Here is a 14,301-nt window from a genome sequence, read left to right on the forward strand (position 1 = left end):
AAAAAAAGCAGTCCGCTTAAATTTTCTAAGGCTAAAGATTGGTTAGTTATCGATGTGCCTTATAAAGCACCAGACGAGTTAATATCTGTAATTGAAGTTAAGCTTAAAGACGCAGAACCTATTGTAGAAACAAACTTAGGCATCTATCCAAATGTGCCGACTAGATTATTAACCGAATTTGGAGAAACTGAAGGCGCAGAACAAAAAAACATACGTTGGATGGAAAAATTTGGTGAATGGAAACATGCCAATCAAGTAAGCAATTGGGAAGAAGACGGCATGGTTTGTTGGGAGGTTAATGTTCAAGAACCAGGTTATTATTATCTAGATTTAGAATATAAAGGAGAAGGACGATTGGTTTGGAAAACAACAACAGATGAAGGTATAAAAATTCAAAACCAGCAAGCAGCAACCGATAAGTATGCCTATCGCAGAATGGGAATTTTAGAATTTAAAACGGCAGGTAATCATATAATAAAAACGTCTTTGGTTGAGGGTGATGCGCAAACATCTAGTCTAAAATCTATTAAAATTTTACCAATAAAATAATGTAAGCATCATGAAGTTAACCTTTTTACATAAAAGTTTATTTTTAGTCAGTTTGTTTCTATTACAAGCAGCCTTTTCACAAAGTGATAAGCATTATCCAAAGTTTAGTTGGGACAAAGTTCCTGTAGCTTTTCATTTTGGTAAAAAAGGAAACCTTTTAACAAAATCTGAAGCAAAATTTGTAGCCTCTCATTCTAACTTCACGGTATTAGAAAAGGCACATGGTTTTCCAAAATACAAATATTCAGAAGAAGCTATTGCAGCTGATGCTAAAGTGTTAAAGGATTTAAATCCAGACATGAAAGTGGTATTCTATTGGAATGCTTTTTTAGATTATAATATGTATGAAGCGCATGAAGATTATCAAACAAAATCAGATTGGTGGCTTAAAACAAAAACAGGGGAACTAGATTTAAAAGATGATAAATTAAAGCGCTATGATTTATCTAATTCCGAACTTAGAGATTGGTGGTCTGATATTGCGTTAGACAATTTAAAGAATGATAACATTGATGGTGTTTTCTTTGATGCCTTGGTTCAGGTTACAAATCCAGGTAATAAACGCTTATGGGGAACTGAAAAATTTGATGCGATACAACAAGGCTTAAAAGATTTAATTAAAGAAACTAGAGCTAAAATTGGTGAAGAAAAATTAATCGTTTATAACGGTATACGTTCAACACCTGTTAGAAATAGTGGTGATGATTTTCCAGATTCTACAGATGCCATTATGATTGAGCATTTTGGATATTTTAATAGCAAAACAAAAGAGAGTATGCTTCAAGATATTCAAGAGATGGAAAAAGCAGGTAAGAGTGGGAAAATTGTAGTGTTTAAGACTTGGCCAGAAAATGCATGGGTAAACAAAGGGTTTATGGCTAAATCTGATAAAGAAAAAGCGGAAATTTCTAAAGAACACCTAACGTTTGCATTGGCTTCTTTTTTAGCTGGTGCACAAAAACATTCGTATATTATCTATAATTGGGGGTATCGCTTAAGTATGGGGTCACTTTTATGGTATCCAGAATTTGATAAACCATTAGGGAAGCCTTTAAACGAGATGCAAGTCAATGCATGGATTTTAACACGAGATTATGAACATGCCCGTGTTTGGGTCGATTTAGAAAACAAGAAAGCTACCATTGATTGGAAAGCATAAAAAACCATAAATAAAGTAAAAAAACCATGAAGATTAGTCCCTACTGTTATGTTTTCATACTGATGTGTTTAACATCTTGCCAACAACAAACAAAACGAACGGAGAAGGTCAATAAACCCAACATCATTATATTTTATGCCGATGATATGGGGTATGGTGATTTGGCGATTCAAAATCCACAATCTAAAATCCCAACACCTAATTTAGATCAACTCGCTAGAGAAGGGCTGCTCATGACAGATGCGCATAGTTCTTCTGGTGTTTGTACGCCAAGTCGGTACGCCTTACTATCTGGTCGTTATCATTGGAGAGATTTTAATGATATCGTACATGCCATGGGAGAATCTGTGTTTATAGAAAATCAGGTGACTTTACCTCGAATTCTTAAAAATAACGGTTATCACACAGCAGCCATTGGGAAATGGCATTTGGGTTGGAACTGGGAATCCATCAGGAAAAAAGAGGTTACTGAAAAAATAAAAGCGAAACACGGCAAGAGGGACGTCGAAATTTGGCCAGCTCAGGCTTACGACTGGGATCAACCTATTCCTAATGGCCCTTTGTCTATAGGTTTTGATTCTTATTTTGGCGATGGTACTATCAATTTTCCACCCTATACTTGGATTGAAAATGATAAGGTTACAGAAGCACCAACAATAACGCTAGAACACCCAAAGGAAGAATTTGCTTTAGAAGGCAACTGGGAGCTAAGACCAGGGCCAGCAGTTAAAGGTTGGGACTTTTATAACGTTTTACCTACGGTTACAAAGTCTGCAGTCAGCTTTATTAAAAAACAAGAAAAAGCGGAAAAACCGTTCTTTTTATATCTGCCTTTTCCGTCTCCACATGCACCAATAATTCCAAACGAAGCATTTAGAGGAAAAAGTAAAGCAGGTCCTTATGGCGATTTTGTATATCAAACAGATGATGCTATAGGTCAGGTTTTAAAAGCTTTAAAATCCATTGGTGCAGATGACAATACCATTGTCATTTTTACATCAGATAATGGCTCAGAGCGTTATGCTTACGATCGTATTAAAAACTACAATCATGATAGTTCTCATCCATTTAGAGGAGTAAAAAGAGATGTTTACGAAGGAGGCCACCATGTACCGTTTATTGTAAAATGGCCAAATAAAATAAAACCAGGGACTACAAGTTCTCAGTTATTTAGTCAAATTGATATTCTAAATACCTTAGCATCTATTACAAATAGTGATTTACCAAAAGGCTTTCAACACGACAGTTATAATTTTTCTAAGTTGTGGTTAGAAGAAAATAATAAGGTGGTAAGAGCGAATATTATTCATAATACATTTACACCCAAATATGCCGTTAGAAAAGGAGATTGGCTGTATATCAATAATAAAGATGGCTATCACGCCAGAATACCAGAATGGTTTGTTGAAGGACAACGTTTTAAAACGGCTAAGGATACCGTACAGCTCTTTAATCTTAAAGACGATATTGGTCAAACCACAAATTTAGCAAGTCAATTCCCAGAGAAAGTCAAGGAGCTGGCCACAGACTTGCACAATGAACAGAAAACAGAAACATTTAAAAATTAATTTTATAATGCGCATTAACCCATTAAAAAACATTGTGTTAGGTGTCGTTGTTATGACGATGCTTTCTTGCAACAACACTAAAAAAGAAATTGTAGCAGAGAAAGAAGGTATCATAATAGAAGATGCAAGGCCAAACATCATTTTTATTTTTGCAGATGATTGGGGTTATGGTGATTTAGGGGTATATGGAAACACGGAAGTCGTGACTCCAAACATAGATAAAATGGCAGCTGAAGGGACACGGTTTACACAATTCCATGTGACTAGTGGTGTTTGTTCACCAAGTCGGTCTTCGGTGATCACGGGTCATTTTCCAGCCAGACATCGCGTTCATGCCCATTTTGCAGGAAATGAAGTGAATGCCAGACGTAACATGCCGAATTATTTAAATGATTCCTTACCCGTTTATTTACCTCAAACCCTACAAAAAGCAGGCTATAAAACCGCACATTTTGGAAAATGGCATTTAGGAGGTGGTGGTCAACCTCATGGAGATCCTTCAGCACCAGAACCCAAAGAATATGGTTATGATGAAGCTAGAGTTTGGAATGGAAACGGACCAACATGGCAAGGCGATCAAAAATGGCCAACCACACGATTTATGGATACGGATACGCTATGGGTACAAAGTTCAAGTCGAATTGCTGTAGATGAAACGATTGATTTTATAAAGGATAATAAAGGCAAACAACCCATGTTTGTTAACCTTTGGCTAAAAGATCCGCACACACCTTTATGGCCTTCAGAGGAGCAACGCAAAGATTTTAAAGGCTTATCACCAAGTAAGGAAACCTATTATGCGGTTTTGAAAGATGCTGATTTTCATGTTGGACGCTTATTGGAGTCCATTTCAGAAATGGGATTAGATGATAATACCTTAATTATTTTTTCTAGTGATAATGGTCCTGCAGGATGGGGACCTTCTAAAGAAGCGGGTTCTACAGCAGGTCTAAGAGGTCGAAAAGTAGATATTCTTCAAGGTGGCGTTGTGGTGCCTTTTATTGTAAAATGGAAAAATCATGTGGAAGAGAATAAGGTTGATACGACAAGTGTATTGTCTACAGTAGATTTATTGCCAACCTTTGCAAGCTTAGCAGAAACAGCGCTACCAAAAGACTATAGTATTGATGGAGAGAATATAACACCAATCTTAGAGAATAAAAGTTTTGAACGCACCAAACCTTTATTTTGGGAATGGCGTTTTCCAAAAGTAAAAACAGATCATTGGGCAGAAGGAGCCGTAAGAAATGGCGATTGGAAACTCTTATTTAATGACGCCATTAATAAAGAAGAACTCTATAATATTTCTAAAGACCCGTTTGAAAAAACTAATGTCGCAGAAAATAACGAGCAACTTGTAAATGAGCTTAAAAGCTTATGGATGGATTGGAAAAAAGAATTGCCCCAATAGATAAAAACGGTTTTGTACAAATGAATAGACATCATCTACTTTTAAAAAATAGAATTAAAATGAATAAAAAAATAATTGTATTAATGGCACTTATGGGATTTGCTTTGTCATGTACATCCCAATCCCAAAAAACAACAACAACGAAAAAAGCAAAACAACCTAATGTGATTGTTATTATTACAGACGACCAAGGTTATGGGGATTTAGGAGCTCATGGAAATACACTAGTTAAAACGCCTGCTTTAGACAAATTTCATGACGAATCTGTACGATTAACAGATTTTCATGTGGGGCCAACCTGCGCGCCTTCAAGATCGGGTTTAATGACCGGACGCTATGCGAATAGAGTTGGGGTTTGGCATACCATCGGTGGTGTATCTATTTTAAGGGAGGATGAAGTTACTATGGCTGACGTGTTTCAAGACAATGGTTACGAAACCGCTATGTTTGGTAAATGGCACTTAGGAGATACCTATCCTTCTAGACCACAAGATAAAGGTTTTAAATACACCATTACGCATGGTGGAGGAGGCGTAGGACAAACACCAGATTATTGGGATAATGATTATTTTGATGATACCTATTTTAAAAATGGAGTACCTACAAAGTTTGAGGGCTATTGCACCGATGTTTGGTTTGATGAGGCGATAAAATATATTGAAGACAAGAAAGATGAACCGTTCTTCGCTTATATTTCTACGAATGCGCCACACCTTCCTTATAACGTTCCGGAAGCTTATTATAATCAATATAAAGATTTAGACATTCCTGAGTTTCAAAAGATATTTTATGGAATGATTACCAATGTAGATGACAACGTTGCAAAACTTCAAAAGAAATTGGAAGACTTAAAAATAGCCGATAATACGATCGTTATTTTTATGACGGATAACGGAACGGCTTCAGGCTATAAAACCGTAGGAGGTAAGCTTTACGGTTTTAATGCAGGCATGAAAGGCACAAAAAATAGTGAATATGAAGGTGGACACCGTGTGCCATTTTTTATATCGTACCCTGGAAAGCAGATTGAAGGTGGTAGAGATGTTACCGATTTAACAGCACATTTAGATATTTTGCCAACTTTAGCGACCTTATGTAATTTAGAATTACCTGAAGGACAAAAAGAAATGGATGGTTCAGATATTTCTTCATTGATTTTAGGTGAAGAAGAAACCATTGGTAGAGATTATCTTATTACCGATTCTCAGCGTGTGCAAAGTCCTATAAAATGGAGAAAAAGTGCTGTGATGTCAGGTAAGATGCGATTAGTTAATGGTAAAGAATTATATGATATTTCTAAAGATCCAGGTCAAGATAATGACTTAGCTGCTCAGTTTCCTGAAAAAGTAGAACAAATGCGAGGCTATTATAATGAATGGTGGAGTTCTGTTTCTACGGAATTTAATCAGTTTCCTATTATTGTTTTAGGATCAGATCAACAAAATCCAATAGAATTAACCTGCCATGATACCCATGTGCACGATTCTAAAATTCCATGGAATCAGAATTATATTAGGGAAGCGCAAAAGAATCCAATAGGAGGTGAATTTACCGTAGCCTTTGAACAGTCTGGAACGTACACTATTGAGTTGAGTAGATGGCCTTTTGAATCTAATTTAGCCATTAATGCGGCTGTAGAAGGCAAAGAAGGTACCATTTCTACAGAAGCAATAGCAGAAGGTAGAACGATGAACTTTAAATCTGGTGGTGTAAAAATTGGAGCTTGGGAACAAACTAAAGCTGTAGAAAAGGACGCAAAAGTAATAAGTTTTAAAGGTAATTTCACCAAAGGAAAAACGGATATGAGTGCTTGGTTCACAACTGATGAAAATGAAGATTGGGGAGCTTTTTATATTAGAGTGAATCGAATATCTAAGGAGTTCTCTTTAATAGATTAATAAGCTTAGGGATTGAAAAAATACATGATTTTACCCTTTTTTTATTTTTGAAAATTGATATGAATTTTAAAAAAAAAAACATTATATGTATTTATTAAAAAAAACTATTTTATTGTTCATTATAACTTTATCTGTAACTACACTCTATTCGCAAGACATATTGAAAATAGAAGGTGTTGTTTTAGATGAAACTAGTCGTGGCGTTTCCTATGCTGCCATAGGTATTCCATCTAAATGGATTGGAACATCAAGTAATGAAGATGGGGAGTTTTTATTAGAACTCTCAAAAAAAAACTTATTAGATACTCTAGAGGTTTCAAGCATAGGTTATATAACCTCTAAAATTTTAGTTGAAGACTTTTTGGCATTAAACGAAAAAGTAATAACCTTAAAAGAAGATATTGTATCGCTTGATGAAGTTAACATAATGAACCCATCTCATTATGTGCAGTTGGCCTTTAAAAACTTAAAAAAGAATACCGTAAGTTCAACGCACGAATTAAAGGTTTTAAATCGTTTTTTTACTGTTGAAAAAGAAAAGGCTAAATTTCTTATTGAGCATTACATAAAAGTGAAAGATAAAGGTCCAAGTAGTGGTGATGTTAATCGTATAGAAATTGTAGAAGGAAGAAAATCGGTAGATTACAGGTATTTTCCTAATGTCAAATTAAAACGCACGTATCCTATTCATCTTATGACCCAAATGAACCCACTAAGAAATGGTATTCCTTATAGAAATTATAAATGGTCTAAAATAGGAGACACATCATACGATGGTGAAGATATCATTATTATTCAAGGCCAAAAGAATAGTAATAAACGACGACCTTACCAAGATCCAATTTTATACATTGGGATGGATACTTATAAGGTATATAAAACGACCAACGAATCTGCTACACTTGTGTATCTGTATAAAAAGAACAAGGACGGAAAAATGTATTTAAGCTATCATAATTACTTTACAAGACAGTATCACGAACTAAACAAAACACAACAGTCAATTTTAAAAACAACAGATGACAAATTTAAAATCTCTGTGAGAAATGAAGTTGTCGTTTTAGGTATAGAAACTGATAAAAAGAAAATTAAGACTAAAAGTTCTAACGTTTACCAAAAAAACATAGAAGATATTAAAGTAGAATACAACTCGATTTTTTGGAACACCTTCAATTTTCCACCGCCAACAGAATTCTACAAACAAAAAGTTAAAGATTTGGAATCCATTCACGGTGTGCCATTGGAAACTCAATTTAATTTGGCTAACAACTAATTAAAACGACCTGAATTTTGAACATATACTAGTGTCAAATTTTTCATTTACAATATAATTTCACGCAAGGCCATTTGTCGATTGTTCCATATAAAAAAGCAGCAATATTTAATAAATATTGCTGCTTTTTAAGTTATGTATGGGAAATAAACTAGTTATTCTTTAGATGATAGCATATTTTGTGTTGCAACCGTTCTAAAGCCCATATGATCGGATCCTGAATCTACTGAAACCCCCATTTTAGCTGAAATTCTAAAACTTGCACAGTACGAGGCGTGGCATAAAAAAGAGCCACCTTTCATCACGTGTTCTACTTGATACGGATTATTAGGATTGAAATGTGTATCAGCGCCTTTAGGATTTACAATAGGTTGTGACGTATCTAACTCACTATAATATTTTACACTAAAAAAATCACTGGTCATTTCCCATACATTTCCAGCCATATCATATAACCCAATACTATTTGCTGGATACGATTTTACTGGAGAAATAAATTCAAAACCATCTTGAGACTCATTATTTGTAGGAAACACCCCCTGCCACGTATTCGCATTCGCATCTAATTTTGCAGCATCATTGCCCCAGGTAAATATGGTATTTGTATTTTTACCTTGAGCCGCAGATTCCCACTCTGCTTCAGTTGGTAAACGTCTATTAGCCCATTCACAATACGCTATAGCATCTTGGTAGGCCACATGGACTACAGGGTAATCATCTTCACCTTCAATCGTAGAGTTTGGTCCATCAGGATGCCTCCAATTCGCTCCTGTTCTCCAAGTCCACCATTGGCCATAGTTCTCCATGTTTACCACAGCATTTACACTTTTATTGAAAATTAAGCTTCCGGGCTGTAGAATAGAATCATGTGGTTTTGGTGTGTTGGGGGGTAATTCTTTTTTAATTTCTTCCCAATCAATCTCTCGCTCTGCTATGGTTATATAATTTGTAGCTTCTACAAACGCCTTAAATTGCTTATTAGTAACTTCAGTAATATCTATAAAAAAACCATCAACAGTAACCCAATGCGCCGGTTTTTCTCTAGGCATAGCATATTGATCCGAATCTTTTGCTCCTTGTAAAAAGGTTTTTGTTTCAACCCATACCATGCCTTCAGGTGCTTCTATTTTTGAAATTGGTTCAGCTTTAACTTCGAGCTCACTGACTTGTTTCTGCTCTTGATTTTTACAGCTACTCACTGATGAAAACAATAATACAACGAAAGCTAAATAAGCCCATTGTTTTGTTAAGTGTTGATGATACATGTTGTTTTAATTTTTATTAAACTATTTTTCTTTATCTAAATAATGTGCAAATTGATAGTTATTCTTTAAGTGGCTTAGTATTCCTATTGTAAATAAACTATTTTAAGCCATAACATTATAATTATTGCTACTAATTTTATTAGTTATGCTCCCAAATAATTCGAGTTTGCTTATGAATTTACCCCTAAGACAGCACTAAGACATATTCTATCTTATAAAAAAACCGTAACATTTTTTCAAATATTGCGGTTTTTTTAGGTACTGATTAATTCAAAATGATATGTGTATTCAACTATTTAAAGTGTTGATTTTATATGATTTATTTAATAATAATTTTTTGAGTTCTGTTTTGCGTTTCACTTTTTAATTCAACTATATAAACTCCTGTTCCTATTGCATTCGCATTAACAGTATTTGTTGTGCTAGTAGTATCTAAAGCTTGTTGTAATACCAATCTACCTTGTATATCATAAATTACAGCTGTTGTAGCACTATTAAGTTGTCCTTTAACTATGACATTCTTAGATGTTTGCTCTGTGTATATATTTAAACCGCTTAAAACGTTGTCATTTACCGATAATGTTGCCGATGAGAAATGCACATAGAAACGACCTGTTCCATTTAATGTACTAGATGGTGTAAATACATAATTACCAGTATTTAATAACGTCCAAGTGTTAGTGACATTATCCTCAAGGTAAACACTAACACTTGAAGGTATAGTAGCCGTTGTAGCATTTAACCCTAATGTTAATTGCACACCTGCTTCACTTTTAACACCAAGTGGCACAACTACATCGTTAAAATCGTCATATGATAATGCTTGTATAGCCATTTCAATATTTGTATTATCTTCAACTAAATGTGTAAAGATCCCTTTTGCAGACCCTGCATAAGCACCTGCATCATAACCAGGGTCTAAACCACGAGTTTGATTGTCTGCAAAATATATTTTTGTAGTAAAATTAGATGTTCCGTTAGACAAAAATAACTCAGATAAAACAAAGTCAGGTGTTGTTCTACCAACAATAAAATCATCTGAATTTCCAATAGTTCTCATTTCTGGTTTGAAAGTTACAGTTCCTCCACCAGACTTAGTTCTTACAAAGAAACCTTGTGCTGGTGCAATTTTATCAGTCGTATTAAATGCATTCCAGATAGTGAAATTACTACCATTAGAATCATCAGCATCATAACCATAAATGGCTTGAAAAGCTCCTGTATCGAATTGACTTGAGTTCTCTGTGAAAAAAGCATCAAAATCTAAATATGAAGGAAAAGGGTTTCCTATTAAATTCCATTTACCATAAGTAGCGTGACCTCCATCTGAAATAGAAACAGGTACATCTACTGCTGGTGAAGCGACTTCAGCTCTAATTAAAAGAGTACTTCCAGCATTAGTTGCTGTTCTGTAACCTATTCCAGGGATTATATTTTCAGCTCCATCATCCACTTCATCCCAAGTTAGGTATTCACCGGCGGTATTATCAAAAGGACCAAACAATTTTTCAGTCGTTGTTGCTGGGTTCTCGTAAAGACTACTGTTTTCTGCTGTAAAATCACTAAATATTCTCGTTGCAGGAGTCGATATTAAATCGTTATCTGAGAATATATTTACGTATCTATAATATCTAATATCTCCATCTACGGCACCGTTAAAAATTAAACTACCAAAACTATCAGATTGACTCTGAGCAAAAAGTTGACCATTTCTTGTTACGGTATCTCCATTTACAGTAAGAGAGTTTCCTGGAGTAACTATTACTCTTTCTTTTTCAACGTCCGTACCATCTATATTTACAATGGTAAAGTCATTTACAATAACGTCTGAATTTATTGATATAAGGCCATGTATTATTACATTATCATTAATCGCATTAGGTACAACACCACCTACCCAAGAGGTAGCATCTTCCCAATCCATACTCTGACCAGTTGTTGAAGTATACGTCACACCTACTGGGATAATTTTAGTAATATAGCCAGAAGCATCTTGTACAAGAGTACCATTTTCAGGTTCTACACCATCAATAAGCCACGTATCTAATTCCGTTTGAGAAACACTAGTATCTGTTGTTCCTATTCTAAGAACACCAGATGTATAATTTTTTAAATCAACGATACCTCCATTTGTTGAAGCTCCAGAAAACTGAACTGTTGTTACTGATGAATCAAAGTTTAACGCTAACGTATTTGAGTTAAGATTGAGGTTAGCCATATTGTTTTGGTTGGCATTGAATGCGACTTCAGATGTTACATTTTGATTATTTGAAATGGAAGCTTCAATAGTGTTTTCTCCATTTACAGTTAATAACGCATCGTTGCCTCCTGTAAAATTAAAACTACCAGTAAAGTCTGTACAATCTGAAGTAGTTCCTAAAATTAATTCATTTCTGAATCTAATACTATTACTTCCTGTAACAATTCCATTTAATTCTATAGGATTAACAGTAGATAGGTTATGGAAATAAACAGCAGATGCTCCTAATGCCAATGTATTTCCATCAGCGAAAATTAGTTTACTCGAACTAGCATTTCTAATTCTCTTATTAGTATTTAAATTTATGTTACAGTCAAAAGTAGTTATTGCTGTATTGGCATTATTACCAATAGAATTACTACCTGTAGCAGCACTTCCAATTGTTAAAGTACCATTGGAAATGGTTATTGGTGTACCTGAAATTATTATTTCATCTAAAGAAAAAGTGCCACCGTTTAAGTCCGCTTTAGTTGTCATGGTCGCTATACCTGTTGCTGGTGTAGTTGGTGTCCAGTTTGCGTTGTTAGTCCAAAGATCATCTGTAGTTTCAGCAAAAGTAGCATCTTGTGCGTTTAGTTGAGAACTTCCTAATCCTGCGAGGACTAAAAGCATAATAAAGTGTAGTTGTTTTTTCATAGGTTTAGGGCTTTGTATAAGTAAGAGGACAAAATTAAGCTAATATACTGACTTAGCCTTGCTTAAATCGCCCAAAAACATACTCATTTAATGTTATCATATTGATAGATAGGACGTGTATATTGTAAGAGTTTTAATAGATTGTATTTTTATATTATTGATTTATAAGTGTTTGTGTTGTTTAGGGAAATATGATTGAAAGCGAAATACTACCTTGATTATTTGGGATAAAAGCTTTAAAAATGATTTTATTGACTGTATTGTATGAGTTTTTAAAAGTTAATACTAATCTCTAGGTTTTTCTTAGAGAGTGAATGAGCACTAAAAACTACGAAATCAGCTAAGGGTTTGTATAGAATTTAAATAAGTTTAGGTTCAAAATTTATTTAATCTTAAAATTTAAAATAATGAAAGTACAAGCATATTTATCGTTTAAAGGAAATTGTCAAGAAGCACTAAAATTTTACAGCGAGCTATTTGATGCTGATATAATTAATCGTCAAACTTACGAGGACAAAAAAATAGATGTTCCATCCTCTTATAGAGATAAGCTTCAGCATGCAGAGTTAAAAGGAAAGAATGTTTATTTTATGGCTTACGATGCTTCGCCAGATACACCACTCAATAGCGGTAATCAAATGCATATGAGTATTGAAGCTTCTAGTAAGGCAGAAGGGAAAGAACTTTTTGAATCCTTATCAGAAGGAGGACAAGTACACCACAGTTACCGCGAAAGGGAATGGGGTTATTTTGGCCGCTGTACAGATAAGTTCGGAATTGGTTGGATGGTAAACCATAATCAATAAGAGTTTTTTCGTCATAGACACTTAGTAAATACCCCTTTTGAAATCGTTTTCAAAAGGGGTATTTAGTTGTGTTTTTATAGTAAATGCATTACTATTATAAATATTTTAAAATACGTTCTAAAGCCATGCCACGAGAGCCTTTTATTAATACCGTAGTGTTTTGAAGTTTAAGGTCTCTTAGATTTGGTTTTAAGTCTTCAAAGCTAGGAAGCTTAACTGTGGAGGCTTTTGTTTTTGTTTTATAGAAGTTTTTGCCAATTAGAACGATATTAGTTTTAAAATTAGCCTCGATAAAGTCTACTATAGACTGATGTTCTTTTTCTGCGTCTGCGCCTAATTCAAACATATCGCCAAGAAACAGATATTTGTTTTCTGCATCTAATTGTTTTAGATTCTTTAGGGCTGCCAACATACTTGTAGGATTCGCATTGTAAGCATCTAAGATGATTTTAGTAGTTCCTTTTTTTATGATTTCAGATCGGTTATTATCGGGCTGATAACCTTCAATAGCTTTTTTAATGTTATGTGTTGTAATCTTAAAATATTTGCCAATGGTCACCGCCACTGCTATATTGCCGTAGTTGTAATCGCCTATAAGTTGACTTTCAATTTTAATGTCATTATATTTTAATGTTACATTAGGGTTGGCACTTTCAAAAGAAACCGCACAGTCATTCTCTGCACTCTTACCGAAAGTAATGATTTGAGAATAAGCACCAATTTGTTTTACTTGCTTCTCGTCGTCCTCATTTATAAATGCGATTTTGCGATTTTGCTTTATGTAATCATATAATTCTGATTTCGCTTTAACGACACCTTCTATACTTCCAAATCCTTCAAGATGCGCCTTACCGAAATTAGTGATTAAACCGTAATCGGGTAGTGCTATGCCACATAAAAATGCGATTTCGTTTTGATGGTTGGCTCCCATTTCAACTATACCAAAATCTATATCTTCTGAAAAACTTAATAAAGTTAGGGGTACACCTATATGGTTGTTTAAATTTCCGACAGTAGCGTTAACGTTGTAAGTGGTATTGAGAACGGCATTTATGAGTTCTTTAGTTGTTGTTTTGCCGTTGCTACCTGTTAATGCTATAATAGGAATGTTAATCGCTTTTCTATGGTAGGTTGCAAGCTTTTGTAATGAGGTTAGTACGTCTTCGACATATATACAGTTGTCATTCCCTAACGCCTCCACATCATCTACCACACAGTATTTAGCACCACCGGCAAAAGCTTTGTCTACAAATTTATTTCCATCAAAATTATCACCTTTTAAAGCAAAATACATACAGTCTTGGTGTAGTTTTCTAGTATCTGTTGAGATTGTAGAGCAGGTCTTAAACTTTTGATATAGCGTATCGATTTCCATAGTGCTGTAATGCTTAGGTTGTTATGTGTGGTTTTTTGCAATTGTGCTTTAAATAGTTATAATTAAAGCTTCTATGATTGACAGGTTTAAAAATAAAAAAA

At 34.5% G+C, this 14,301-nt stretch carries 10 protein-coding genes; 7 read left to right on the forward strand and 3 right to left on the reverse strand.

Translation table 11 applies throughout. The annotated features are described in order from the left end of the window. The 6 genes from HM986_RS14260 to HM986_RS14285 form a co-directional block, all read left to right on the forward strand. Positions 1-549 (forward strand): hypothetical protein (locus HM986_RS14260; protein WP_218841444.1); only part of this gene is annotated, 549 nt, incomplete at its 5' end. A gap of 10 nt (positions 550-559) precedes the next feature. After that, complete coding sequence (locus HM986_RS14265; protein WP_179335769.1) at positions 560-1,708, forward strand: putative glycoside hydrolase; 1,149 nt, start codon at positions 560-562, stop codon at positions 1,706-1,708. 26 nt (positions 1,709-1,734) lie between these two features. Then, positions 1,735-3,276, forward strand: a complete 1,542-nt coding sequence (locus HM986_RS14270) for a sulfatase family protein (protein WP_218841445.1) — start codon at positions 1,735-1,737, stop codon at positions 3,274-3,276. Positions 3,277-3,283: 7 nt separating this feature from the next. After that, positions 3,284-4,687 (forward strand): sulfatase family protein, encoded by a 1,404-nt coding sequence (locus HM986_RS14275; protein ID WP_179335770.1) that lies wholly within the window; start codon positions 3,284-3,286, stop codon positions 4,685-4,687. A gap of 59 nt (positions 4,688-4,746) precedes the next feature. Further along, positions 4,747-6,585 carry an arylsulfatase gene (locus HM986_RS14280; RefSeq protein WP_179335771.1) on the forward strand — a complete coding sequence of 613 codons (1,839 nt, stop codon included), beginning with the start codon at positions 4,747-4,749 and terminating at the stop codon, positions 6,583-6,585. An 85-nt stretch (positions 6,586-6,670) separates the two neighbouring features. Continuing rightward, positions 6,671-7,858, forward strand: coding sequence for a carboxypeptidase-like regulatory domain-containing protein (locus HM986_RS14285; RefSeq protein ID WP_179335772.1), 1,188 nt, complete (start codon positions 6,671-6,673; stop codon positions 7,856-7,858). Positions 7,859-8,013: 155 nt separating this feature from the next. Here the strand turns inward: HM986_RS14285 and HM986_RS14290 are convergent, their stop codons facing one another. Both HM986_RS14290 and HM986_RS14295 read right to left on the reverse strand, forming a co-directional pair. Beyond that, entirely contained in the window at positions 8,014-9,123 is a 1,110-nt protein-coding gene (locus tag HM986_RS14290) for a formylglycine-generating enzyme family protein (RefSeq protein WP_179335773.1), read from the reverse strand. 319 nt (positions 9,124-9,442) lie between these two features. Then, on the reverse strand, positions 9,443-12,019 hold the full coding sequence (locus HM986_RS14295) for a T9SS type A sorting domain-containing protein (protein ID WP_179335774.1): 2,577 nt from the start codon (positions 12,017-12,019) through the stop codon (positions 9,443-9,445). 407 nt (positions 12,020-12,426) lie between these two features. Here HM986_RS14295 and HM986_RS14300 point away from each other — a divergent pair, with 407 nt between their 5' ends. After that, positions 12,427-12,825 (forward strand): VOC family protein, encoded by a 399-nt coding sequence (locus tag HM986_RS14300; RefSeq protein ID WP_179335775.1) that lies wholly within the window; start codon positions 12,427-12,429, stop codon positions 12,823-12,825. A 94-nt stretch (positions 12,826-12,919) separates the two neighbouring features. Here HM986_RS14300 and HM986_RS14305 read toward each other — a convergent pair whose 3' ends face one another. Next, positions 12,920-14,200, reverse strand: a complete 1,281-nt coding sequence (locus HM986_RS14305; protein WP_179335776.1) for a UDP-N-acetylmuramoyl-tripeptide--D-alanyl-D-alanine ligase — start codon at positions 14,198-14,200, stop codon at positions 12,920-12,922. Positions 14,201-14,301: the final 101 nt, after the last annotated feature.

Source organism: Winogradskyella costae (assembly GCF_013403865.1).
Taxonomy (GTDB): domain Bacteria; phylum Bacteroidota; class Bacteroidia; order Flavobacteriales; family Flavobacteriaceae; genus Winogradskyella; species Winogradskyella costae.